The following is a 25,477-nucleotide window of genomic DNA, read 5'->3' as shown; positions in this document are numbered from 1 at the left end:
GTGAAAAACATTAAGCTGATTGTAGCTACTCATAAACAAGCAAAAATGCCGAGTGATTCCAACCTATATCTTCCGATTCATGTAGGAAGAGAAGGGAAGGCTGATATTGGCTATATAGGAGATAATACAGGTGAGAATATTTCTCACCTCAATCCTTATTATAGTGAATTAACGGGGATTTACTGGGCATGGAAAAATTTAGATTGTGACTACCTGGGCTTGGTTCATTATCGTCGCTTTTTTACCATGAATAAACAATCTTTTCATGAAGGTATTGATATTGATCAAGTTGTTCTAACGCAAGCAGAACTAGAGCATCTTCTAGATCAAGCGGATGTATTGGTTCCATCAAAAAGAAAATACTATATTGAAACCTTAGATAGTCACTATAGAAATACCCTTGATAAAACCCATTTGCCTGCAGCACGTCAAATTATCGCAGATCTTTCTCCGAGTTACTTGACGGCGTTTGATCAGGTTGTGGGTCAAACAAGTGGCTATATGTTCAATATGTTTGTCATGAAAAAAGAAGCGGCGGATTGCTACTTTGAATGGTTGTTCCCAATTTTAGAACGATTGATTGAAGTAGTTGGTGTAGACGACTATTCAGCCTTTCATGCGCGCTACCCAGGTCGTGTCAGTGAAATCTTATTCAATGTCTGGTTGAAAGAACAAGAATTGACAGTAAAGGAAGTTCCGTTCATGTACCTTGAAAAAGTGAATCTAGTAGAGAAAGGAATTTCCTTTTTGAAAGCGAAGTTTCTTGGGAAAAGATATGGACAAAGCTTTTAGGGAGTAAATGATTATGAAAATTAAGATTAATACTCTTATGATTCCGGATATTTTAGCGTATCTGGCCTTGACAATCTATTTGTCAATTTCTCTCTTGAGTACCACCTTTTTAATTCGATTTGTCCCTAGCGTTCTGTTTATGAGCTACATTTATATCACAATTCTTTTACTAATGACTCGTGAATTAATTGTCGCTCGTTATAAGAGACGCGATGTCATTATTTTACTAGTGACCATAGTCGTTTATGTTCTAGCTGTCCTTTCAACTCAATTCAACTCATCGTTTTCTGTTGGCATTTTGGTCATTTATTTTTTGAGAAACTTTCCATTTGATAAGGCTGCTAAAATCTCATTAGTGATTAGTGTAATTGTTTTATTTCTGACAGTCGCAGCTGCTAAATTTGGTTTTATTTTAAACTATTCAGAATATTCGGCTTTACGAGTTCGCCATTATCTAGGTTTTCGATATTCCTTATTTGGATCAACAGTTGTAGCTAACATCATTTCAATTTATATTTTTCTTCGCAACGGGAAATTATCGATTGTGGAATTTCTTCTATGCTTTGGACTAAATTTCTGGATTTACAGTGAGACTCAATCGCGTCTTATTTTTGGATCGACAGTGATTTTGTTAATTGTTACTTGGATATACAACTACCTCAATGGAAGAAATGAGATAAAACCAGTTTTATTACGTCCTTTTCAGTATACCTATTTGATTCTTTTTGGTCTAAGTTATCAATTAGCAACTACCTACTCTGGAACGGACTTTGAAAAATATCTGAATGATATTTCGGGAGGGAGAATTTATTTGGCTAATCGCTCCCTTCAATTATTCGGTGTTGGCTTAACAGGAGAACCTATCCAGGAATGGAATGGAAATGGTCTAGATGTAAGTGGGAACCGAAACGTTTCAACTTACTTGTACGTGGATAATCTATACTTGCATTTGTTACAGAGACATGGTCTTCTGTTGTTCGGTATCTTTTTGTTCTTAGTCACAAGAGTGCTCAGGAGTCTCTACAAACGAAAAGAATATTTTCTCTTTATATTAGTAGTTGTTATTGGTTTTAAAGGAATCATTGACGATTTAGCTATTAATCTTTATTACAATATCTTTTGGATGCTATTCGGATTAGCCTTAAATAAAGATTATAAGATACGTTCCAATGATTAAAAATAGAGGTTAAGTGGATAGAATGGACAAAATTTCAATTATAATCCCCATTTATAATGTAGAGAAGTACGTAGAAAGGTGTCTGGACTCTGTTTTGAGTCAGACCTATACAAATTGGGAAGCCATTTTAGTAAATGATGGTTCCCCAGATCAGTCGGCAGCGATTGCACAAAAATTTGTAAATCGAGATGAGAGATTTCAACTGATTCATCAAGAAAATGCAGGCTTAAGCGAGGCAAGAAACACAGGGTTACAATACATTACAGGCGACTTTGTTGCCTTTTTAGATAGTGATGATTGGTTGGAAAAAGATGCTTTGGCATACTTGCATTCAGAGGCCATTCAAAAGGAAGCAGACATCGTAGTTGGTGGTATTTATCGAACTAATAAGGTAGCCTCTGTCTCATCTGAGGCAAAGCATGTTGAGGTGTTATCGCAAGAAGAGTATGCTAAGAGGTATTTTAAAATTGATAGTCAAACAATTGAATACTATGTTTGGAATAAATTGTACCGACGCAAGGTAGTTGAATCCGTACGTTATCCCAAAGGATTTTATGCAGAAGATGTTCCAACAACATTTCGCTATATTTTAAACGCTAAGAGAATTGTTGTCTCAGATAAAATTGTGATTCATTACTTTGTGAATATAGAAGGCCTGACTGCACAGTTTTCAAAAAAACAGTTTGATGTTTTAAAAGGCTGGGACATGGTGGTTGTTGAAAGCGAGAAGAGCAAGCAGCAAAACTATATTCAATGGGCTAGATTTAATCGCAAACGTGCGGACTTTGCTTTATTGACGGAATTGGCAATGGCGCCTAATTTTTCAGCCTTAAAAGGAGAATTGAGGGACGAAATCCGCAGATTAGAACAGAATCTAAAAGAAAATGCTAGAGAACTTTTACGGTCAAATATTTCACTGTCAAGAAAGATACTGGTAGCATGTTTTTCAATCAATTACAATTTCTTTGCAAGATGTTTGAATCTTGCTTTGAAAGTAAAGCGAGGGTAAGATGACAACTAAGCATGCTTATTTAATTTTAGCGCATTCCAATTTCAAGCAACTTGGTTTTTTGATTCAATTACTGGATCATGAAAGAAATGATATTTTCATCCATATTGATCAAAAAACGGTATTTGATTCAAAGGATGAAGAGCAACTAAGAAAATATGTCCGATTATCCTCTATCTATTTTGTTCCACGAGTTGGGGTGTATTGGGGAGGTGTTTCTCAGATTATTGCGGAGATGAATTTGTTTAAGATAGCTGCGCAAACCGATCACTATGCTTTTTATCATCTTCTTTCCGGAGTTGATTTGCCTTTGTCAAGTCAAGAAGACATTCATTTATTTTTCGATCAGCATGCTGATAAGAATTTCTTGACTATCATGGCTCACGATCGAACACCAGAAGATGTGAATAGGATAAAATATTATCACTTTTTTGAAAGCTTTACCCCTCGAACAATACCAGGATTGGTTGGTAAAGCTTTGTTTCGAATTTATCGAGCTTTAGAAGTATGGATTCAGAAACTGCTGAGAGTTGATCGGATAAACAAATTTAATCTGACACTTGTAAAGGCTAGTCAATGGGTATCACTTCCAAGCCAGACTGTCTCAGTGATTCTACAAGAAGAAGATTGGCTCAAAAGAGTCTTCAAACATTCTTTTTTATGTGATGAATTATTCATCCCGATGGTATTAGAAAAAAATGGTCTTTTAGATCAGATTTATTTTGCTGAAGTGAACAATGATCAAAAAGATGAGTTCCAGGGAAGCTTGCATTTTAATAACTGGTGGGATGGTAAGCCATATACTTGGCAATCAAATCAAACAGATTTTGCTCAATTGCAAGCAGCAAAGTCTGCGGGCTATTTGTTTGCAAGGAAGTTTGCTATTGAAAACGACGAAATGATGAAAGAATTTATTATCCAACTCATCCAAAATGAAGAACAGGTAGATGATAATGAAGAAGTATAAAATATTAGTAACAGGAATGTCACCAGCTTTAGCTGGAACAGAGACATTTATCATGACCTATTACCGGAATTTAGATCCAGAAAAATTTCAATTGGATTTTATTGTTCGTACAAAGGAAAAGATTATTTTTCAGGATGAAATTTTAGAACGGGGATCGAAAATAATTTATATTCCAAGAAAAAGACAGAATTATTCAGAGTATAAGAAAGTTGTAGAATCCTTCTTTTCTGAACAGGGGAAAGAGTATGATGCGCTTTGGTATAATGCGATGGGCATTCCCAATATCGATCTGCTTGAATTCGCGAAGAGATATGGAATCCAGACACGAATTATCCATAGCCATAGTTCGACTTGGAAAGGAAATCTTGTAACCAGGTTTTTTCACGAGTGGAATCGCTTAAAATTAAAAAAGACAGCTACCCATTATTTTGCTTGTTCTGACTTGGCTGCAGACTATATGTTTGAGCCAAGAATTCTTGGAGAAAGCATTATTATTCAAAATGCGATTGACATGGACCGATTTACCTTTTCAGAAGCAGATCGGGACAGGTTGAGAAAGGAATTAGGCTGGCATGATAAGCAGATAATTGGAACGGTTGGTCGCTATGATATACAGAAAAATCAGCCATTTTTAATCGATGTCTTTCATCAGGCTGTGCAGAAAAATGATCAGCTACGCCTGGTGATTATTGGGGCAGAGGTTGGAACTAACAGTACCCTTTCAGAAATAAAAGAAAAAATCGTACAATATGGCCTCGAGGATAAGGTGTTGTTACCTGGGACGCAGTTTGATATGAAGTCATGGTTGAGCGCATTTGATTTGTTTATTTTGCCTTCGTTGTTTGAAGGGTTGCCTCTTTCAGCTGTTGAAGCTCAGGCAAATGGGTTGCCTATCTTAGTCAGTGATACGATTACGAGAGAGTTGGATATTTTAGGGAATGTTCAATATCTTGGGTTAGGAGAAAGTCTTGAAAATTGGAGTCTTGCAATTGAAAAGGGACTTCAGATTTCTCGAACGACCGAAGAAAAGGCAAGGCAAGCGTTCAAGGAAAAAGGGTTTGATATTCATTCTCAAGTCAAAGAAGTTGAGAAAATATTATTAGGAGAATAGAGTGAAAAAATATCAAGTTGTAGAAAATTATGGCAGTTTACAACATGCAGGAAGTAAAGCAACAAATGATTGTTCAGAAATATTATCCCGAGAGGGTTTTGGGAGTTTGCCCGTTAGATGGTTAAGCGAACGCTCTAATGTCGTTTCGAAAGTTTTGAGACAATTGCATAGTCTGATCATTTGGTCAAACTTGTATGCCAAAGTTGAAACTGACTCGGTTCTAGTGTTGCAACATCCATTCCGCAGAAAGCAATATGGTCGTTTTTCAGTTCTAAAAAAATTAAAAGAGAAGAAAAATGTAAAAATCATTTCCATTATCCATGATGTGGAATTAATCCGGAACATCTTTTCATTGGACTTTTATCAAGAAGAAATGAATCAAATGATCCAATTTGCCCATAAGATTATTGTGCACAATGAAGTGATGAAAGAATGGTTCATCCAATATGGTGTCAAGCCAGAACAATTAGAAGTCTTAGAAATCTTTGACTACCTGATTGAAGATTCAAGTAATAAGGAAGTTGGTTTTTCTAAGAATGTCTATATTGCAGGGAATTTATCCAAAGAGAAAAGTCCCTATGTGTATCAAATGGGAGAGCTTGCGACTGTACACGTAAAATTAATGGGCATTAACTATGAAAAGAAGAATCAAGATGAAAATGTTGATTATCTAGGTTCATTCGCTCCAGATGATGTACCGAACCATTTGACGAATGGATTTGGTCTGGTATGGGACGGGGATAGTTTAGATACCTGTTCAGGACCTACTGGAAACTATCTTCGTTACAACAATCCCCATAAACTGTCCTTGTACCTTGCTTCAGGCATTCCAGTTATTGTCTGGAGCGAATCTGCCGAAGCAAAATTTGTTGTAGATAATGGTCTTGGTTTGACGGTTTCTTCCTTGAGAGAATTGGAGAATAGTTTGGTATCTTTGACCGAGGAAGAATACAAACAATTTCTCACAAATGTTCAAAAAGTGAGCGAAAATCTGAAGAGTGGGCAGTATTTGAAAGATGCCATTGGTCGATCTATAAAATAGGGAGTTGAAGATGAGTTCGAGTAAGATAGATGTAGTCGTAACTTATGTGGATTTTAATGATCCGATTTGGCAAAAAGAGAAGTCCAAATACGATGGAAGCTTTATTTATGGAGAATCCAATACGGAACAACGCTTTCGGGCAATTCCCTTTTTTCACCATTGGTTTCGAGCCTTAGAGGAGAATGCCCCCTGGATCAATAAGGTTTTCTTTATTACTTATGGACATGTTCCAGAATGGCTAAATATCCACCACCCAAAGCTTCGGGTGGTGACCCATAAAGAGTTTATTCCGGAAAGTTATCTTCCGACCTATAATTCTAATGTGATTGAATTGAATTTGCATCGAATTGAAGACTTGGGAGAACAGTTTATCCTCTTCAATGATGATATGTTTTTCAACTCTCCACTTTCACCAGAAGATTTCTTCGTGGAAAGCAAAGTGAAAGATTTGGCTATCTACGCCCCTTTCGTTCCAAGAGAAGAATTTCAGCATATCGAATTAAACAATGTCATTGTGATTAATAAATATTTTGAGCCGAAAAAAACCTTTAAGCAAAATTTCTTCAAATTTTTCACACCAGCCTACGGGAAGTACAATATGAATAACTTCTTTGCTTTATTTTATAAGGGAATCTTTGGATACAAAAACATTCATGTTACATTACCACATCTAAAGTCAACTTTTAAAGAGGTCTGGGAAAAGGAAGAAGAATTGCTAGATAGGGTCTGTTATAATCGTTTCCGAAGCCTCAATGATGTGAACCATTATTTAATGAGTAACTGGAATATTGAGTCTAACCGCTTTGTGCCTCAGAAAGTGAAGATTGGAAAGTATTTTTCATTTGTTGAAGTGGAAGAAATTGTTCAGTCTGTTACAACCGGTCAGCATAAGATTATTTGTATCAATGATGATGTTAATGACGCGGATTTTTATCAGATTTCTGAAAAAATACTAGTTGCATTTGAACAAAGATATCCAAGTAAATCCTCTTTTGAAGTTTAGAGGATTCGCTGATTTTATTTAGAGTATAAAAGAAGCATTTGGGGAGATTATTTTGTCAATTTACATTGAAATAATGGAAAAAACTTGAAAAAATATTGAAAAACTATTTATTTTTATGTATAATGGACTAGATGAATCATCAAATAGGGGAAAAGGTATATGAAAAGAAAATTAAAGATTTCATCGGTTGTTGCTAGTACGCTCTTAGCCTCACTTGCAACGCCAGTCTTGGCAGAAGAAGTGGCTACGCCAGCTGATACTGAAACGAGTAATGCTACTATTCAGGTAACTCCAACAGTGACTGCGGAAGATGTTCGAATTGCAACATCTACAGCAAACGAAGCAAAGACAAACTTTGATAAGCAGACAGAAGTTGTTGCTCAGGCTCAAGATGCAGTTGCATCAGCCGAAACTGCAACATCTACAGCAAAAGCCAATGTAGTAGAAGCGGCATCAACTGCAGTTTCAGCTACACCAGAGGCGGTTCAAGCAGCAGAACAGGCAGTATTGGATGCACAAGAAGAGGTTCAGTCTTCTAAGGCTTCTGTATCAGCAGCAAATGAAAATATTGCTCTTGCTAGCAAAGCAGTAGATGCTCAAGCTTCTGTGGTGGCAAATGCTGAAAAACAAGCAAGTGTAGCTGCAGCTGAAAAAACGAGTGCAGAAGCTGGTGTTGCTATGGCACAAGAGGCTGTGAACTCTGCAACTACTACAGTTTCAGTAGCTGAAACTGTAGCCAAAAGTAAGACGGAAGCTGTCGCTACTGCAAATGAAACCCTTCAATCAGCTCAAGCGGCATTAGAATCTGCACAGGCTGCTGATCAAGAAACAAGTATGGCAATTGCAAAACTAAATACTGACAAAGGTGTAGTTGAAACAAAGATTTCAAGTGCACAGGCGGAAGTAAATGCATTGCAATCTGCAACTAACGCTGAAGTATTTGTAACAGATGCGATATTTACCTTGAGTGCAGAGTATGTTGCAGCCTTGAAGCAACGTGAAATCTATATGGGAGACCCAGCCAAAGCTGAAGGAACCAACGAGATTGACTTGACTAATCCTGCTCATCAGTCTAACGATGCCCTGTTGAAGAGTCTTGGAAAGACACTATCAGCAATGAACCAATATACTTCAACAGATGGTCGTGAAGTGAATATCTGGAATCTGACAGAAAGTCAACAAAAAGAAATCAATTTCTTTGCTTTAGATATTGTAAACCAAATTCGTACTGCATTTGGAAACGCTCCGATTGATACCACTCAAGGTATGTTGGACTTTGCGAATGAAGTTGCAAAAAAACGTAGCAAGACTGATACTGGTGATGCAGGTCACCAATATTCTGTGATTAATGATGCCGCAGATAAGTATGGTCTCTCAGCTCATCCAAATCGTACAACGGATCAGAATCAATCAGATATTGTAGTGATGGAAGATATGTATTCGGAAGTGCGTGCAGTTCAATACGATGTCAATCGCCCTCCAATGATTACAATGGGAGCTCTGAAATCCTATATCTATGAAGGCTTCAAGACATTGATGTTTAATAATGTTTATCAAAATTCCAAACAAACACGAAATTGGGAGTTGTCTTTGTCAACTGCAGGTGGTTACTACCGTACCAATTCAAAATATGTTGGAACAAGTGTGAGTGCAAGTATTTCAAAACCAACAGCTTATACTAATAAATACAACGAAACCACCTATTTCTCTCACTTCACACTTTTCTTGCATACATTCCAAACTAATGGTGAATCAACAGATCCATTTGATATGAACAAAATCGTTGATTCAAGCAAGTTTGATGCAACAGTTTTGAAGAATGAGGTAGATCAAGAAGCCTTGGCTAAGTATAACAAGGCTGTTCAAACACTTACTGTTGCTCAAACAGAATTGGCGACCATTAATCAACAATTGCAAGAACTCAGTACGAAAAGTTCAGACGTTGCAACTGCATTGGCAAAGGTTTCATCTGCAGAGACTGCATTGAATACAGCAAAAGCAGAAGAAGCGCAAGCTAAGGTGACCTTGCAATCAGCTCAGGCCAAATTGACTACTGTAGAAAATAGCCTTCTTCTTGCTCAAGAAAGCCTAGTGACTGCAACGGAATCAGATCGACTTGCTAAGGACAATCTTGCAACTGAAAAAGCTTTGTTGGCATCTCTTCAAAGTATATTGGCAAGCTTGAAGCAAACGCTTAGCTTGATTGAGCAAGAAGTGAGTGCGAAAGAAGTTGCAGTGATTGAAGCAGAAAAGAGACTTACAGCACTTTTGAACGCAAAAGCAAATCTTGTGACAGCACAAGAGCAGTACGATGCAGCCTTGGCAAATAAAGAACAATTGGACCAAGTTTTGCGCCTAGCCGTTGAAAAATTGGTAGAATTAGAGAGAGTTAATGCAATTGCCCAAGATAATCTAGCTCGTATTTTGGTAACTTATAATGAGCAAAATCCAGTTTCTTCAACTGGTAATGAACTTCCATTGAAGCATTTCTTGCCTGAAGCGAAGATTGAAATCAAAGAAATTCAATTTGAAACAATCTATGAAGATGATCCAAGTCTTCCCGCTGGACAAGAACGCTTGGTTCAAGAAGGAAAAAATGGTCAAGTTCAGGTTCTTGCCGTTCCTGTTCGAAATGTAGATGGTACCTACTCTTATCAATTGACTGAAATTCTAGTTAATGAGAAAGTAAACCGACTTGTAAAACGTGGGACTCGTGTAAACGAGGGTTCAGCAGTAGTAGTTGTCCCATCTGCTAAGCAACCAGTCTCAACGACACCCAGAACGATTGTGACCAACTCTGCATCAACCTTGCCAACTACAGGAGAGAAATTCTCAGTTGGTTCATTGATTGGAATCGGATTGTTGTCAGCAATATTTTATATTGGTAAACGTCGCCGAAACGAAAATTAATCAGTAATATTTGCGATGTGTGTAATTCAGATAGTGGAGTAGATGGGGCTTTCAAGGAGCCCCATTTGCTTTGTAAAGAGTATATAAGAAATAATATAACAAAAGGAGATTTGCAAGTGAGTAAGTCTAATCAACGTATAAATTGGATTGATTTTGGGAAGGGTTTGACGGTTCTAATGGTAGTATTGGGGCATGTAGTACTAGGATTATTTGAGTCAAATCGATTCGAAGCTAGTGAAACAGTTCTCCTATTCATTACTCAAGTTTTTTATCTTTTCCATATTCCAGTATTTTTTGCTTTATCTGGCTTTTTCTTTAGACCACTTGAATCTCCAAGTGGACTTTGGAAATTTGTTGTACAGAGAACAATTGCACTTGGGATTCCCTACCTTTTCTATTCTGTGATTCAATTTTCATTACAATCATTGGGTGGGGATACGGTTAGGAATGCGGCCAGTTTTTCAGATTTGTTGAGAATTTATGAAACACCTCTTGGTGTATCTTGGTATCTCTACGTTTTATGGTGGATCTATCTTGTATTGGGAATAGTCTCTTTGCGGATTAAGAAGGCATATTATTTGCTATACTTAACTTTAGTTGCATATTTGCTTTCCCTTGCCATTCCGTCTCCTATTTACATTGTACAAAAATTGTTATTATGGACATTTTTCTTTATTTTGGGGTATTGGTTAAAACAATCAGGTTGTGCTCAAATTTTGGAAAAGAATTGGAAAGTGATTACCGGCAGTTTATTGGTAACAATAATAGTATTTATGATGTTTTGGCAACTTTCAGAACCAGAATTCTATATTTCATACGATAGACCAGGAGCTTGGGGATTGATTTTTCCTGTTTCAGTCTTTTTGGCTTTTGCTGTTTATCCTATTCTTTTTAAGGTTTCTAAATTTGGAGAATATTTCCGTAAAATTGGAAAAGATAGTCTTGTTGTATATTTATTGCATGCTCCAATTGTTTCGGTTACTAGAATTATCTTATTAAAACTTGGTTTTGATAATGTGATTCTCCATATTTTATTAGGACTGGCAGCAGGCTGGTTTGGTAGTATTTTAGGAATTTATCTTATCAAATCAATTCCTTTCTGCGATGCAGTATTTTATCCATTGAATTATATTCGTCCAAAGAAAAAGTGATATTTTTATTAAATCTGACTCGTCAAGTTCACAAAAAGGCAAAAATGTCTAAAATATGAACATCTATTTCTTTTTTGAGGAATAGATGTTTTTTTCTTGAAAGAAATTTGAACAAGTTATATAATGATTCTGAGGTGTTAATATATGTTTTCAACGATAGATTTTGGAAAAAAGATGAAACTGCGTCGTCAGGAGCTTGGTTGGACTCAGGTTCAACTAGCTGAGGTGACTGAAATCAGTCGCTCTAGCATTAGTAAGATGGAGAAGGGGGATTTTTCACCAAGTCTTGTTCAGTTTGAGATTATTTGTAATTGTTTAGGACTTTCTCCATCCGATTTTTTCAAGGGTCCTTCTGAAAAAAAAGAGAAATTAGGCAAAGTAGTCAAGGTAGCTGTGGCAGGTACTGGCTATGTGGGCCTTTCTGTGGCTGTTCTTTTGGCGCAGCATCATGATGTGACTGCTGTGGATGTGATTTCTGAAAAGGTAGAATTGATCAATGCCAAGCAGTCTCCGATTCAAGATGATTACATTGAAAAGTACTTAGCCGAAAAGGACTTACGTTTGCAGGCGACCTTAGATGTAGCATCTGCTTATCAAGATGCTGAAATTGTTGTGATTGCTGCTCCTACCAACTATGATAGTGAGAAGAATTATTTTGATACAAGTCACGTAGAATCAGTTATCGAAACAGTTCTATCTTACAATAACCATGCTTTGATTGTAATCAAATCGACTATTCCGGTTGGATTTACCCAAAGCATGAGGGAAAAATTCCAAACGGATCGGATTATTTTTAGTCCAGAATTTTTGCGTGAATCAAAGGCGCTATATGACAATCTTTATCCATCTCGTATTATTGTATCCTATGAAGTGACTGATTCAGAGGAGGTGCGTCAAAAAGCCCAACTATTTGCTTCCTTGTTGGAACAAGGGGCCGAGAAAGAGGAGATTGATATCCTTTTTATGGGGGCGACAGAAGCAGAAGCGGTAAAATTATTTGCCAATACCTACTTAGCCCTACGGGTTTCTTACTTCAACGAGCTTGATACCTACGCTGAACTAAAAGGTCTGAATACGGAGGCTATTATCAATGGAGTTGGTTTAGATCCACGGATTGGCAATCATTACAATAATCCTTCCTTTGGTTACGGGGGCTATTGCTTACCCAAAGACACTAAACAGTTGTTGGCGAACTATGACCAGGTTCCGCAAAATATGATGACAGCTATTGTCGAGTCCAATCGTACCCGAAAGGATTTTATTGCAGATCAGGTCTTGAAGATGGCGGATTACTATTCCTACTCTGAGCGGGATGTTTATTCGCTTCAAGTGGAAAAAGATATTACTATTGGGATTTACCGCTTGACCATGAAGAGCAACTCTGATAATTTCCGTCAAAGTTCGATCCAAGGTGTCATGAAGCGTTTGAAGGCCAAGGGGGCGACGGTCATTATTTATGAACCGACTTTGGAAAATGGCACTACCTTCTTTGGTTCCAAGGTTGTTAATAATCTCAAGCAGTTTAAAAAATTAAGCCAGGCAATCGTTGCCAACCGTTTTGATCAGTCTTTAGCAGATGTACAGGACAAGGTTTATACGCGAGATATTTTTCGTAGGGATTAAAAAAAGAGGTCATGCCTCTTTTTTCTTACTCTGGAAGTTGGGTGAATCCAGAGTAGGGGTATTATAGGGGGAAACTTATTGAATAGCATCCAACAAGGCTTGTGCTTGCGACTCCAAACTTGCTCGAACAGTGTCGGATAAAATCAGTTGGCCTGTCGCCCATGCTTCAGGGTTGACAGTGCTAGCTGTAAATTCTCCGACAATTTGTGTTCTAATGAATGGAAGAAGATGCTGGAGATCCTTAAAGAGAAAGTCGTGACCGCTATTTCCAACTGCAGAAACAGTTGTCAGCTTATCTTGAAGGATTGAAGGGCCTTTGGGATTTGTCAAGTCTAGTGATCGACTGAGCCAATCTAGAGCATTTTTCACGATACCTGGAATGGCGTAATTGTAGACTGGTGAAAAAATCCAAATGGCATCTGCAGTTGCAACTTGATCTCGAAGTTGGGCAATTGCAGGGAGTGTCGGAATTTCAATGTCCTGATTAAAGAGGGGAATGGAAGCTAAGTCAATATAGGAGACTTGAGCTTTGTCAGCCAAAAGAGTTTCTGCTTCCTTTGCCATTTGATGGTTGAAAGATCCGTCACGTAGTGACCCAACTAGAAATAAGATATGTGCCATATCTAGGCTCCTTTTAAATTCATAATATTATTATATTATGAATTTTGTGTTTTGTCATGATTTAAATGTAGATTATTTCAAATTTTTAAAATTTTTTAAGATATCAGCCAAGATGACTTGTTCCTCAGGGCTAATGACTGAGAAGATTTTACCGATATTTTCATAATGTTCAGGCAAAATCGCTTCTATGCGTTCGCGACCGAGTGGGGTTAAACCGACTAGGAAGGAGCGTCTGTCCTTGGTATCTGGAACCTTTACAACATAGCCATCGCGAATCATGTTTCGGATGACGACGGTCATATTTCCAGAAGTGCTGAGGAGTTTATCAATCAGATCTTGGATTCGAAGGTCGCCTTTATTATACAAGGCTTCTAAAACGCCAAATTGACAAACAGTCAAATTGTGTTTCTTAATTGTTTCGACTTCCTGTTTAACGATAGCATTGGCTGCTCTGCGAAAAACAACCAAACTATGTAGGGCTTCTTGATTTTCTTGTAATGCTTGTTCAATCCTGTTCATAGCCCTATTTTATCAATAATGCATGCTTTATGCAAGATTTTCTCTGGATAAACAGGGAAAACATGCGGACCTCTTTTCCCTAAAGGATAGCATTCTGAAGGAATATGGTGTATAATAAGAACGATATGAAAAAATCACTAGAATCTGTAGCACGTTTTTTGCAATCGACCTTGGGCCAGTGGCTGGTCGGCTTGTTTATTTGCCTTTTTGTACTCGTTTTTTCCTTTTTTTTCCTACTCGATTTATCTATTCAGCCTAGAAAAGACACGGAACGAGAACTCGAGCGAGTTGTATTGACCAACACACCGATTCAGGCTGTGGAGGATATTGAACTCTATAATGGACAAGAAAGCTTTTATAGTTTTTATGGCAAGGATGAGGTGGGGAATGATTTAGTCGCCCTAGTGTCGGATCAGGATGATACGATTTATCTGTCAGATCTATCTGCTGGAATTGGGCAGGATGAGGCAGAGAGCCGTGCAAAGGAAAATGGTGCTACACAAATTGATCGTGCTGTTTTAGGTGTTTACCAAGAACAGCTCGTTTGGGAAGTAAAGTCTGAGCAGACCTACTATCTCATCTCGTTTGAATCCGGTGATTTTATTAAGAAGGAGGGCTTATGAGCAAGCTATCAAAACGTGTCTTAGAAATGGAAGAAAGTGTCACCCTGGCAGCAGGTGCGCGTGCAAAAGCCTTGAAGGCAGAGGGACGTGATATTCTGGAATTAACCCTGGGTGAGCCAGACTTTGTCACACCGAAAAATATCCAAGAAGCGGCCATCAAGTCCATCGAAAATGGTAAGGCGAGTTTTTATACGGTAGCTTCTGGTCTTCCAGAGTTGAAGGACGCGGTCAATACCTACTTTGAGAACTTCTACGGCTACTCTATCGAACGCAATCAGGTTGTACTTGCCACGGGTGCTAAGTTTGTCCTTTATGCCTTCTTTACGGCGGTTATCAATCCTGGTGATGAGGTGATTATTCCGACACCTTACTGGGTTTCTTATGCAGATCAAATCAAGATGAACGAAGGCGTGCCTGTTTTTGTCACTGCGACAGAAGAGCACAATTTCAAGGTAACGGTTGACCAGCTGGAAGCGGCTCGAACAGACAAGACCAAGGTTCTCTTGCTCAATAGTCCGTCCAATCCAACGGGTATGATTTACAGTCGTGAGGAGCTGGAAGCTATTGGAAACTGGGCTGTGGAGCACGATATTCTCATCTTGGCAGACGATATTTACGGTCGTTTGGTCTATAATGGAAATACCTTCACACCGATTTCAAGCATTTCAGAAAGCATTCGTCAGCAGACCATTGTTGTCAATGGGGTGGCCAAGGCCTATGCCATGACAGGTTGGCGGGTTGGATTTGCCGTTGGTAATCCTGAAATCATTGCGGCTATGAGCAAGATTGTCGGACAGACGACATCGAACTTAACAACTGCTGCTCAGTATGCAGCCATTGAGGCCTTTACAGGTCCACAAGATACGGTAGAAACCATGCGTCAGGCCTTTGAAGAGCGGCTCAATACCATTTATCCCTTGCTGGCAGAAGTACCAGGTTTTGAAGTGATTAAGCCAGAAGGTGCCTTCTATCTCTTCCCAAATGTCAAAAAGGCTATGGAAATGAAGGGCTACACAGATGTGACTGAATTTACCACAGCCATTTTGGAAGAAGTGGGAGTCGCAATGGTGACAGGTGCTGGTTTTGGAGCTCCTGAGAATATCCGCCTCAGCTATGCGACAGATATGGACACGCTCAAAGAAGCAGTGGCTCGATTACACACATTTATGAAAAAATAAAAAGAGGAAAAATAATGTCTAGAAAATTGATTACCATTAACCAAGTAAAAGATTATGTCGGTCAAGAAGTGACCATTGGTGCCTGGGTTGCCAACAAATCAGGCAAGGGCAAGTTAGCCTTCCTGCAATTGCGTGACGGAACAGCCTTCTTCCAAGCTGTTGCTTTCAAGCCAAACTTTATTGAAAAATTTGGTGAAGAAGCTGGTGCGGAGAAGTTCGATGTAGCAAAACGTCTCAGCCAAGAAACGTCTGTCTATGTGACAGGGATTGTCAAGGAAGATGAGCGTTCTAAATTTGGCTATGAGTTGGATGTGACAGACCTTGAAGTGATTGGTGAGTCACAAGATTATCCAATTACACCAAAGGAACACGGTACGGACTTCCTTATGGACAACCGTCACCTCTGGTTGCGTTCGCGTAAGCAGGTCGCTATCCAGCAAATCCGTAACGCCATCATCTATGCGACTTATGAATTCTTTGAAAAGAATGGCTTTATCAAGTTTGATAGCCCAATCTTGTCTGGAAATGCGGCAGAAGATTCGACAGAATTGTTCGAAACAGACTACTTTGGTCAACCAGCTTATCTCAGTCAATCAGGTCAGCTTTATCTTGAAGCTGGTGCTATGGCCCTTGGTCGTGTTTTCGACTTCGGTCCTGTTTTCCGTGCGGAAAAATCAAAAACTCGCCGTCACTTGACGGAGTTCTGGATGATGGATGCCGAGTATTCATTCCTCAGTCATGAAGAGTCACTTGACTTGCAAGAAGCTTATGTCAAAGCTTTGATCCAAGGTGTTATCGACCGTGCTCCACAAGCCTTGGAAACTCTTGAGCGTGATGTGGATGCTCTCAAACGCTACATTGCAGAACCATTTAAACGTGTGGCTTATGATGATGCTATTACCCTTCTGCAAGAACATGAAGCTGATGAAGATACAGACTACGAACACATCGAGCATGGTGATGACTTTGGTTCACCTCATGAAACGTGGATTTCAAACTACTTTGGTGTACCGACTTTCGTTGTTAACTATCCAGCAAGCTTCAAGGCCTTCTACATGAAACCAGTTCCTGGCAATCCAGAGCGTGTGCTCTGTGCGGACCTTTTGGCGCCAGAAGGCTACGGTGAAATCATCGGTGGTTCTATGCGTGAGGACAATTACGATGCCTTGGTAGCCAAGATGGACGAGCTTGGCATGGACAAGTCAGAATATGAATTTTACCTGGATCTTCGTAAATACGGCTCTGTGCCACACGGTGGCTTCGGTATCGGTATCGAGCGTATGGTAACCTTCGTCGCTGGTACAAAACATATCCGTGAAGCCATTCCGTTCCCACGTATGTTGCATCGCTTGCATCCGTAAGCAAATCAATAGATATACAAACAGACTACAAATGTGGTCTGTTTTCTTGCTTTTTCACTGGATTTTATTTATAATTATTCTAAATAAAAAGGCGGAGTAGTTATGAAAGAGAACAGTTTGAGAAAAGAGATTATTCGATTGGCCTTGCCTGCGACGGTGGAAAGTATCTTTCAGACCTTAGTTGGTTTTGTGGATACCCTCTTGATTGCACAGCTGGGGCTGGTAGCAGTAACGGCAGTGGGTCTAGCCAATACGATTTTGAATGTCTATTTGGCGGTCTATATGGCTTTGGGAGTTGGGGCAACAGCTTTGATTGCTCGGTCTATTGGCGCAGGAGATAGGGAATCTGTTACCTTTCATGTCCGTCAAGCCTTAGTGCTTTCAGTAGGTGTAGGTCTGCTATTGGGTTTACTATCTCTTGTTTTCGGGCGGCAGATGCTGGTCTTAATGGGAGCAGATGCGGAGAGTTTGGCTGGTGCCCAGGCATTTTTCTACTGGGTTGGTGGCCTGACGATTTTTCAGGCCCTGATGACCATTTTGGGAACAATCCTGCGGGCATCTGGGGATACGGTTTCCCCTATGAAAATGAGTTTACTGACCAATGGTTTTAATGTGGTCTTGGACTATTTCTTGATTTTTGGTATTGGCTCTTGGTCAGGTTTGGGGATTGTAGGGACGGCCTTGGGAACCGTCTTAGCTCGCTTGCTTGGTACTGTCTTGCTGTATCGTAAGGTACAGCAGACTGACTTGGCAGTTGATCTCAAACAATTGTTCCATTTCGGAAGTCCTAAGGAAATGGTGGATTTGACCATGCCTGCAGCCTTGGAACGCTTGGTTATGCGATTGGGACAGGTGGTCTATTTCAGTTTGATTGTGGGGCTGGGAACGACTGTCTATGCTTCTCACATGATTGCAGGTAATATCGAGAGTTTTACCTATATGCCAGCCTATGGTCTTGCGACAGCGGCAGCGGTTTTGATTGGTCAAGCCTTGGGAAAGGGGGACATCCTCACAGTTAGACGGGTCGCATTTCACAGCTCTACCTATGGAGTAGCCATCATGTCCCTGCTCGGTACCATCTTATTTTTCGGAGCTCCCAGCTTCGCTCTGCTATTTACCAAAGACCTAGAAGCCGTCCGTCAAGTCGTCATAGCCCTGCGGATCGATGCTTTCAACCAGTCGGGGCTGGCGGTTTCTTTGATCATGGCTGGCGCTCTGCAGGGCTTGGGGGATACCAAGTCGCCACTCTATTCCACAATGATAGGGATGTGGGGGCTGCGCGTCGTAGGTGTTATCGTCTTAGGTCAGATGTTCGGTTTAGGAATTGCCGGCGTCTGGCTGTCTATTTTGATTGACCTGCTCTTGCGAGCGATTTTTCTGACTTGGAGATTTTATGTAAAAACAAGAAAACTGGCTGAGTAGCCAGTTTTTTTAGGAGTTATTGATGGATAGGCGGTTTTGATAAGCCAATTCGAGGAGGTATTTGTAAAGTGGAACGATGTCGGTTTGTTTCGGGAATTCCAATTTTAGACTAACCAACTCTTCCTGTTTTGATTTGAGGTAGATATTGCGCAAGTAGGTAATAGTGATTTCACTATCATCTAGGCCGAAACCAGCTGTTTCCATCTCAACATGGACCAGGGTTGAGAGGAAGATGGATTTTATGGCAGTTTTCTTCCCTGTGGCTCCTTGTTTGTCCACGAATATAATACGAATATTGGTAAAGATAACTGCGTCCCGAATCAAGACGTAGCCGTTTTGAATGACTTCCTCATCAAGTAGATACTGAGAGTATTCTGCATATAGGGATTCGTTGCTTTGTTGGCTAAAGTTTCCAGCAAGACCCTGAGCGATTTTTCCTAAATTCAATGCCATAGACATTCTCCTTTACTCTATTTTTATATAGAATAGTATAGTAGTTTTTTTGCCAAGATGCAATGGTAAATAAAAAAACATGTTCTAACGGGCTACCAAAAAAACGTCAGCTTTTTGCTTGGGAAAAGAGTCTGGAAATAGTTTTTCTTGAGAGCGAGCAGGATGAGTTTGTCTAAAACTGTGCTATAATAGATGTAGAAAAACAAAGGAGATTGACAGATGAAAACGATTCATACAGATAAAGCACCAGCAGCCATCGGCCCATACGTACAAGGTAAAGTTGTAGGAAATTTCCTCTTTGCCTCTGGTCAGGTTCCTTTGTCACCTGAGACGGGTGAAGTGGTTGGGGAAACCATTCAAGAACAGACTGAGCAGGTTTTGAAAAATATCGCAGCGATTTTAGAAGCGGCAGGGACAGACTTTGACCATGTGGTCAAAACGACCTGCTTCCTCAAGGATATGAATGACTTTGTGGCTTTCAACGAAGTCTATAAAACAGCCTTTTCAGCAGATTTTCCAGCTCGCTCAGCGGTGGAAGTGGCGCGTTTGCCTCGTGATGTCAAGGTTGAAATTGAAGTGATTGCAGTAATTGATTAGGAGAGAAGGAGGGGATGTCATGTCAGACAAACTCCATTTAGTGATTGTGACAGGGATGTCGGGAGCAGGTAAGACCGTTGCCATTCAGTCTTTTGAGGACTTGGGCTATTTTACCATTGACAATATGCCACCGACCCTTCTGCCAAAATTTTTAGAATTGATTCGCCACAGCCAAGACAACAATAAGATTGCCTTGGTGGTAGATATGCGGAGTCGTTCTTTCTTTGCAGAAATTCGAGAAGTTTTGGATGAGATTGAGTCGGCAGAAGATCTGGATTTTAAGGTCTTATTTTTGGATGCGACGGACAGTGAATTGGTAGCTCGGTACAAGGAAACCCGTCGGTCCCATCCGCTTGCGGCAGATGGTCGGGTCTTGGACGGGATTCAGCTAGAACGTGAACTCTTGGCGCCATTGAAAAACATGAGCCAGAATGTCATCGATACGACAGAATTGACACCGCGTAATCTTCGGATGGCTATTTCAGAGCAGTTTGCTAGCCATGATAATCAGCCCTCCTTCCGTGTGGAGGTCATGTCCTTTGGTTTCAAGTATGGTTTGCCCTTGGATGCAGATCTGGTCTTTGATGTGCGCTTCTTGCCAAATCCCTACTACAAGTTGGAGTTGCGTAATCTGACTGGTCTGGATGCTCCTGTCTTTGACTATGTCATGGACCATCAGGAATCAAAGGAATTCTACGGCCATCTTCTAGGATTGATTGAGCCAATTCTGCCTGGTTACCAGAAAGAAGGGAAATCTGTTTTGACTATTGCAATTGGATGCACGGGCGGTCAACATAGAAGCGTAGCTTTTGCCAAACGCTTGGCTGATGATTTAGAGAAGAACTGGCTGGTCAACCGCAGTCATCGTGATAAGGATAGACGGAAGGAAACGGTTAACCGCTCATGAGAAAACCTAAAATAACTGTGATTGGTGGCGGAACAGGAATTCCGGTGATTCTAAAGAGTTTGCGGGACAAGGATGTGGAGATTACGGCCATTGTGACAGTGGCAGATGATGGTGGCTCCTCTGGTGAGATTCGTCAGGCCTTGCAGGTCACACCCCCAGGAGATTTACGAAACGTTCTTTTAGCCATGTCGGACATGCCCAAGTTGTATGAGCAGATTTTTCAGTACCGCTTTGCGGAAACGGATGGCGCCTTGGCAGGACATCCCTTGGGCAACCTGATTATTGCAGGAATTTCGGAGATGCAGGGTTCAACCTACAATGCCATGCGGCTCTTGACCCGCTTTTTCCATACCACGGGCCGCATTTATCCTTCGAGTGAAAATGCGCTCACCCTCCATGCTGTATTTACAGATGGGACAGAGGTTGTGGGAGAAAGCAAAATCGCAGCTCATGAGGGCATGATTGGACATGTCTATGTGACAAATTCCTATAACGATGATGAGCCAACAGCCAGCCGTCAGGTAGTTGAGGCTATCATGGATAGTGACATGGTCGTGTTGGGGCCAGGCTCTCTCTTTACCTCTATCTTGCCTAATCTGATGATTTCAGACATCGGCAAGGCATTGAAAGAGACCAAGGCGGAGGTGACCTATGTATGCAACATCATGACCCAAAGAGGAGAGACGGAATTTTTCTCAGACGCAGACCATGTGGCGGTTCTCAATGCCCACTTGGCTGAAAAATTTATCGACACGGTCCTGGTCAATATTGAGCCAGTTCCACAGGAGTATATGAATACCCATCAGTTTGATGAGTACCTGGTCCAGGTCAAGCACGATTTTGCAGGCTTGCAGGAGCAAGCACCGCGTGTCATCTCTTCTAATTTCCTTCGTTTGGAAAATGGCGGAGCTTTTCATGATGGCGATCTTGTGGTTGCAGAATTACTCAAGATTGTACAGGTGCGGCCATGAGTTTCACGGTACATGTAAAAGAAGAAATTCTAGGGAAATCGGACTTTGAAAAGAGTGAATTAGCTGCCATCATCAAATTGTCTGGAAGTCTCGGCTTGACTGGTAAGGGGCTGTCCTTGTCCATCTCAACGGAGAATGCCAAAGTAGCCCGGCATATTTATGAAATGCTCTTTGCCTTCTATGCCATAAAAGCGGACATTCGTCACCACCAAAAGACAAACCTTAAGAAGAATCGGGTGTACACGGTTTATTTGGATCATTCTGTCAATGAGATTCTCAACGATCTCTATCTGGCGGACAGCTTTTTTGGGATTGAAACAGGGATTGCTCCGACAATCTTGGAAAAAGATGCATGGAGTCAAGCCTATCTAAGGGGGGCATTTTTAGCCAGTGGATCGGTCAAAGACCCAGAAAAAGGTCGCTATCAGCTGGAAATAGCTTCTGTATATTCGGACCATGCCCATGATTTGGCTAAGTTATTGCAGAAATTTCTCTTGGATGCCAAGGTCATTGAGCGAAGCAAGGGGACCATTACCTATTTGCAACGGGCGGAAGATATCATGGATTTCTTGCTGGTGATTGGGGCAGAAGAAGCCAAGACAGAATTTGAAAATGTCAAAATCCTTCGTGAAACTCGAAATGATTTGAACCGTGCGACCAATGCAGAAGCGGCAAACATTGCTCGAACTGTGACTGCTTCGATGAAAACCATCAATAACATCATCAAGATAATGGATACGGTTGGCTTGGACCAACTGCCTGCGGACCTACAAGAGGTTGCGCAGCTGAGAATCCACCATCCTGATTTTTCTATCCAGCAGTTGGCTGATAGTCTATCTAAGCCGCTGACCAAAAGTGGTGTCAACCATCGCTTGCGAAAAATTAATAAATTTGCCGAAGACTTATAAACACGAAAACCGACCCAGTTGGGTCGGTTTTCTAAGAGATTATATGAAAAAGAAGGTGGGCTATTTCCAGCTTGAAATGATTATACGATGCAAAACTTAAAACATCCTAAATCTACAGTCAGAAAAAGTTATCTTATGACAGAGAAATTTCTTTACAAGCAAAGAAATATCCTGTATAATATAGTTTGTGTGTAATGGACACACGATAAAACGGTTAATCCGCTGGGACAGAGCTCTCAAGATTAACAAGATAGGAGTAGAAAAAAATGAATCCATTAATTCAAAGTTTGACTGAAGGTCAACTTCGTACTGACATCCCTTCTTTCCGTCCTGGTGACACTGTTCGTGTTCACGCTAAGGTTGTGGAAGGAACTCGTGAGCGTATCCAGATCTTCGAAGGTGTTGTTATCTCTCGTAAAGGTCAAGGTATCTCAGAAATGTACACTGTCCGCAAAATTTCTGGCGGTGTAGGTGTTGAGCGTACATTCCCAATCCACACTCCACGTGTTGACAAGATTGAAGTCGTACGTTACGGTAAAGTACGTCGTGCTAAATTGTACTACCTACGTGCATTGCAAGGTAAAGCTGCGCGTATCAAAGAAATCCGTCGTTAAGATAGTTTTTCTATCCAAGTCGGACCATGAAAAAGAGACAGTTCTGCTGTCTCTTTTTCTTTTTCATCTATTCGAATCGACTTTTGATCCAGTTTTTGAGTCAAATGAAGTAGAAAATGCAGAAAATATATTGATATCGACAAAAAAAGTAGTAAACTAGAGATAATAAATGTGAGAGGTGAATTTCATGAAGGTGTTTAAAAACGTACCGTCTATTTTTTCCGACTTGAGACAGGACATTGTTCAAATGCCAGAAATCATGCGCCAGTGTAGTGGCATTCGCATCTATGGCCGTAGAATTCGCTCAATTTTGTTTACGACGGATGTCGCTATCATTGCCAATAACAATGCCGATGCTATTTTGGCCGTTTATCCCTTTACCCCAAACCCAGCAATTTTAAAAAGTATCATGCGGGTTGCTTCTGTGCCTGTTCTGGCTGGAGTCGGTGGTGGACTAACCAAAGGCACGCGCTCGGCAAACATGAGTCTGTTTTCGGAGTCAGAAGGAGCCTATGCAGTTGTTGTCAATGGCCCAACCAATGTTCAGACCATTGAGGAAGTCAACAAGGCAGTGGATATTCCGATCATTTATACCGTTGTGTCGGAATGTTCGGATATTGCTTCTCGAATCCAAGCAGGAGTTGATATTCTCAACGTTTCATGTGGCTTAGACACGGCGCGTGTCGTTGCCAAGCTGCGCAAGGAATTTCCGAATTTTCCAATTATTGCCACAGGTGGGCCAACAGAAGAAACTATCCGCCAAGTGATTGAAGCAGGAGCCAATGCGGTGACCTATACCGCTCCTAGTAACGGTGAATTATTCAAGGAAAAAATGGAAAAATACAGAAAAACTACAAAAGAATAGGATAAAACCTCTCTTGAAAACTTTCATTAACTAAGGTAAAATAGAAGTTACCTTCCCTTAGTTAAATGGATATAACAAATTCCTCCTAAGAATTAGTTGCAGGTTCGATTCCTGCAGGGGAGATAGAAACCACCTTAAAAAGCCTGAGATAACAGGCTTTTTTTGTTTCTTGTCCAAAATTTGCCCCAAATTCGCCTAAGGAATTTGTTGGCTGTAGATGCTACTTTTTCTGTTGAGAATGTAGGCTATGCCTATGACAATTCCGCTTTCAATGACATGATAAGGTCCAAATACTTCATAAGCAATCAAGATAGGGGCAATGAGAGTATTAGTAGCAGCTGCAAATACTGCGGTATAGCCCAGTCCGGCTGCCAGAGAGATTGGAAATCCAAGAAGGCTTGCTAGGAAGGCGCCACTGCTTGCTCCGATAGAAAATAGAGGCGTTACCTCTCCTCCCTGGAAACCAGCAGTCAGACAGAGAACTGTGAACAGGAGCTTGATGATCCAATCATATGAATAGACCGTTTCACCAGATAAACTCGCTTCAATCAGATTTGTTCCAAGTCCAGTGTAGCGCCCTTGATGGAAGAATAGCAGAGCAGAAATCACGACTCCCATGATTAGCATGCGGAGATAGGGGTTGGGTAGCCACTTATTAGCCTGTTTTTTGGATATGTCCAGACTAAGAGCAAAGAGATTTCCGATGAGGCCAAATGCTAGACCAAGCAGAAGAAATTGATGAAAGGGGAGTTCTTCTGGAAAATAGAGACTATGTTGAAACTTTTCAAGACCGAGCTTGTTTGAAGTCCAAGCAGCTGTAAAAGCAGCTAATAGAATTGCAGGAAGACCTTTCCAAGCAAACTTCCCGACAGCTAGCACCTCAACTGCAAAAATGCTGGCAGCTAAGGGCGTCTGAAAGAGACCAGCAAAGCCAGCAGCCATCCCCATCTTGATGAGGATGGGACGATGAATAGCAGAGCCAGTCCATTTTTCCATGGCTTGTGCAATAGCAGCCCCCATTTGAACGGCAACCCCTTCACGGCCAACGGATGCGCCGAAAAGATGGCCAAGCCAAGTAGTCATCATGATGAGAGGAAGTAGTACCAGCGGAATTTTTTTATCGTGTCCCTGCGCTACTTCAAAGACTAAGGACATGCCAGCCTTGGCATTTCTTCCCCATCTTTGATAAACATGGACAATAAGCAGTCCAGCCAAAACCAGACTTGGTAGGAGAACAGATAGATGATTATTTCGCAGAGTTCCGATCCAAAGAAGGATATGACCGAAAAAGCTTGCCATTGCTCCAGCCAGGAGTCCTAAGAGAAGGGAAATACTAACATAGACTATTAGGTTGAGGATCTTATTTTTCATGGGCTTGCAATTGCTCGGTCTGATAGGCACGGGAATGGCTCATGATGTCTGCAAATGTTGCTCGGATGCTGGCCTGATAGGTTGGATTTTCAACTAGATTGGTCACTCGGTTGAGAACCTCTTCTTCGCGATTACTATCTAAAACGGCCATACCTGATTGGCGTTTGAAGGCTGTAACTTGATCAACCAAATGCATGCGTTGTTCCAAAAGGCGGACCAGCTGGCTGTCAAGTTGATTGATTTCTTGGCGGATGTGATCTAGGTTCATAGGGGACTCCGTTT

The 25,477-nt window shown here is 40.7% G+C and carries 25 protein-coding genes and 1 tRNA gene; 21 read left to right on the top strand and 5 right to left on the bottom strand.

Translation table 11 applies throughout. The features are described 5' to 3' along the window. The 10 genes from JNG37_RS01350 (at position 1) to JNG37_RS01305 (ending at position 12,785) form a co-directional block, all read left to right on the top strand. Positions 1 to 792 (top strand): DUF4422 domain-containing protein, encoded by a 792-nt coding sequence (locus JNG37_RS01350; protein ID WP_158454370.1) that lies wholly within the window; start codon positions 1 to 3, stop codon positions 790 to 792. 13 nt (positions 793 to 805) lie between these two features. Then, the gene (locus JNG37_RS01345) at positions 806 to 1,969 is read left to right on the top strand and encodes a hypothetical protein (protein ID WP_158454372.1); all 1,164 of its coding nucleotides are present in this window, start codon (positions 806 to 808) and stop codon (positions 1,967 to 1,969) included. A 22-nt stretch (positions 1,970 to 1,991) separates the two neighbouring features. After that, positions 1,992 to 2,978 carry a glycosyltransferase family 2 protein gene (locus JNG37_RS01340; RefSeq protein WP_158454374.1) on the top strand — a complete coding sequence of 329 codons (987 nt, stop codon included), beginning with the start codon at positions 1,992 to 1,994 and terminating at the stop codon, positions 2,976 to 2,978. A 1-nt stretch (position 2,979) separates the two neighbouring features. After that, entirely contained in the window at positions 2,980 to 3,945 is a 966-nt protein-coding gene (locus JNG37_RS01335; protein ID WP_158454376.1) for a beta-1,6-N-acetylglucosaminyltransferase, read from the top strand. After that, positions 3,932 to 5,056 carry a glycosyltransferase gene (locus JNG37_RS01330; protein ID WP_158454378.1) on the top strand — a complete coding sequence of 375 codons (1,125 nt, stop codon included), beginning with the start codon at positions 3,932 to 3,934 and terminating at the stop codon, positions 5,054 to 5,056. The genes JNG37_RS01335 and JNG37_RS01330 overlap by 14 nt, the downstream gene beginning before the upstream one ends. Before the next feature lies 1 nt (position 5,057). Then, on the top strand, positions 5,058 to 6,098 hold the full coding sequence (locus JNG37_RS01325) for a glycosyl transferase (RefSeq protein WP_158454380.1): 1,041 nt from the start codon (positions 5,058 to 5,060) through the stop codon (positions 6,096 to 6,098). A 10-nt stretch (positions 6,099 to 6,108) separates the two neighbouring features. Beyond that, positions 6,109 to 7,101, top strand: a complete 993-nt coding sequence (locus JNG37_RS01320) for a capsular biosynthesis protein (RefSeq protein WP_158454382.1) — start codon at positions 6,109 to 6,111, stop codon at positions 7,099 to 7,101. A gap of 159 nt (positions 7,102 to 7,260) precedes the next feature. Continuing rightward, a complete protein-coding gene (locus tag JNG37_RS01315; RefSeq protein ID WP_158454384.1) occupies positions 7,261 to 10,011 on the top strand; it encodes an SEC10/PgrA surface exclusion domain-containing protein in 2,751 nt (916 codons plus the stop codon). Positions 10,012 to 10,127: 116 nt separating this feature from the next. Further along, a complete protein-coding gene (locus tag JNG37_RS01310; protein WP_158455303.1) occupies positions 10,128 to 11,162 on the top strand; it encodes an acyltransferase family protein in 1,035 nt (344 codons plus the stop codon). Between the two features lie 174 nt (positions 11,163 to 11,336). Beyond that, entirely contained in the window at positions 11,337 to 12,785 is a 1,449-nt protein-coding gene (locus JNG37_RS01305; RefSeq protein ID WP_238336215.1) for a nucleotide sugar dehydrogenase, read from the top strand. A 75-nt stretch (positions 12,786 to 12,860) separates the two neighbouring features. On the opposite strand, the gene JNG37_RS01300 is transcribed toward JNG37_RS01305, so the two are convergent. Continuing rightward, positions 12,861 to 13,406, bottom strand: a complete 546-nt coding sequence (locus JNG37_RS01300; RefSeq protein WP_158454388.1) for an NADPH-dependent FMN reductase — start codon at positions 13,404 to 13,406, stop codon at positions 12,861 to 12,863. 72 nt (positions 13,407 to 13,478) lie between these two features. Next, positions 13,479 to 13,925: a MarR family winged helix-turn-helix transcriptional regulator gene (locus tag JNG37_RS01295; RefSeq protein WP_158454390.1), complete on the bottom strand. Its 447-nt coding sequence runs from the start codon at positions 13,923 to 13,925 to the stop codon at positions 13,479 to 13,481. 125 nt (positions 13,926 to 14,050) lie between these two features. On the opposite strand from JNG37_RS01295, the gene JNG37_RS01290 reads away from it, so the two are divergent. From JNG37_RS01290 to JNG37_RS01275, 4 genes are all read left to right on the top strand, one after another. After that, positions 14,051 to 14,548 carry a DUF5590 domain-containing protein gene (locus JNG37_RS01290; protein WP_158454392.1) on the top strand — a complete coding sequence of 166 codons (498 nt, stop codon included), beginning with the start codon at positions 14,051 to 14,053 and terminating at the stop codon, positions 14,546 to 14,548. Continuing rightward, the gene (locus JNG37_RS01285) at positions 14,545 to 15,726 is read left to right on the top strand and encodes a pyridoxal phosphate-dependent aminotransferase (protein WP_158454394.1); all 1,182 of its coding nucleotides are present in this window, start codon (positions 14,545 to 14,547) and stop codon (positions 15,724 to 15,726) included. Before JNG37_RS01290 ends, JNG37_RS01285 begins: the two co-directional genes overlap by 4 nt. A gap of 14 nt (positions 15,727 to 15,740) precedes the next feature. Continuing rightward, the gene (asnS, locus tag JNG37_RS01280) at positions 15,741 to 17,087 is read left to right on the top strand and encodes an asparagine--tRNA ligase (protein WP_014638198.1); all 1,347 of its coding nucleotides are present in this window, start codon (positions 15,741 to 15,743) and stop codon (positions 17,085 to 17,087) included. 102 nt (positions 17,088 to 17,189) lie between these two features. Then, complete coding sequence (locus tag JNG37_RS01275) at positions 17,190 to 18,509, top strand: MATE family efflux transporter (RefSeq protein ID WP_158454396.1); 1,320 nt, start codon at positions 17,190 to 17,192, stop codon at positions 18,507 to 18,509. 9 nt (positions 18,510 to 18,518) lie between these two features. Here the strand turns inward: JNG37_RS01275 and JNG37_RS01270 are convergent, their stop codons facing one another. Further along, the gene (locus JNG37_RS01270; protein ID WP_398582968.1) at positions 18,519 to 18,962 is read right to left on the bottom strand and encodes a PH domain-containing protein; all 444 of its coding nucleotides are present in this window, start codon (positions 18,960 to 18,962) and stop codon (positions 18,519 to 18,521) included. 219 nt (positions 18,963 to 19,181) lie between these two features. Here JNG37_RS01270 and JNG37_RS01265 point away from each other — a divergent pair, with 219 nt between their 5' ends. The 7 genes from JNG37_RS01265 (at position 19,182) to JNG37_RS01235 (ending at position 23,947) form a co-directional block, all read left to right on the top strand. Next, positions 19,182 to 19,559 (top strand): RidA family protein, encoded by a 378-nt coding sequence (locus JNG37_RS01265; RefSeq protein ID WP_015646991.1) that lies wholly within the window; start codon positions 19,182 to 19,184, stop codon positions 19,557 to 19,559. Between the two features lie 19 nt (positions 19,560 to 19,578). Continuing rightward, entirely contained in the window at positions 19,579 to 20,466 is an 888-nt protein-coding gene (gene rapZ, locus JNG37_RS01260) for an RNase adapter RapZ (protein WP_158454398.1), read from the top strand. Beyond that, entirely contained in the window at positions 20,463 to 21,437 is a 975-nt protein-coding gene (locus JNG37_RS01255) for a YvcK family protein (protein ID WP_158454400.1), read from the top strand. Before rapZ ends, JNG37_RS01255 begins: the two co-directional genes overlap by 4 nt. Then, positions 21,434 to 22,345, top strand: a complete 912-nt coding sequence (gene whiA, locus JNG37_RS01250; RefSeq protein WP_158454402.1) for a DNA-binding protein WhiA — start codon at positions 21,434 to 21,436, stop codon at positions 22,343 to 22,345. Before JNG37_RS01255 ends, whiA begins: the two co-directional genes overlap by 4 nt. A gap of 266 nt (positions 22,346 to 22,611) precedes the next feature. Further along, complete coding sequence (rplS, locus tag JNG37_RS01245; RefSeq protein WP_024380029.1) at positions 22,612 to 22,959, top strand: 50S ribosomal protein L19; 348 nt, start codon at positions 22,612 to 22,614, stop codon at positions 22,957 to 22,959. A 187-nt stretch (positions 22,960 to 23,146) separates the two neighbouring features. Then, the gene (locus tag JNG37_RS01240) at positions 23,147 to 23,824 is read left to right on the top strand and encodes a beta/alpha barrel domain-containing protein (RefSeq protein WP_158454404.1); all 678 of its coding nucleotides are present in this window, start codon (positions 23,147 to 23,149) and stop codon (positions 23,822 to 23,824) included. Positions 23,825 to 23,875: 51 nt separating this feature from the next. Next, positions 23,876 to 23,947, top strand: a tRNA-Arg gene (locus JNG37_RS01235). Positions 23,948 to 24,019: 72 nt separating this feature from the next. Here the strand turns inward: JNG37_RS01235 and JNG37_RS01230 are convergent. Continuing rightward, entirely contained in the window at positions 24,020 to 25,195 is a 1,176-nt protein-coding gene (locus JNG37_RS01230; protein WP_158454406.1) for a chloride channel protein, read from the bottom strand. Further along, positions 25,185 to 25,463, bottom strand: a complete 279-nt coding sequence (locus JNG37_RS01225) for a chorismate mutase (protein ID WP_158454408.1) — start codon at positions 25,461 to 25,463, stop codon at positions 25,185 to 25,187. The genes JNG37_RS01230 and JNG37_RS01225 overlap by 11 nt, the downstream gene beginning before the upstream one ends. Positions 25,464 to 25,477 lie beyond the last annotated feature (14 nt).

It is taken from the genome of Streptococcus suis, from assembly GCF_016775005.1.
GTDB lineage: Bacteria > Bacillota > Bacilli > Lactobacillales > Streptococcaceae > Streptococcus > Streptococcus suivaginalis.
This window is presented reverse-complemented; position numbering and strand designations above follow the sequence as displayed.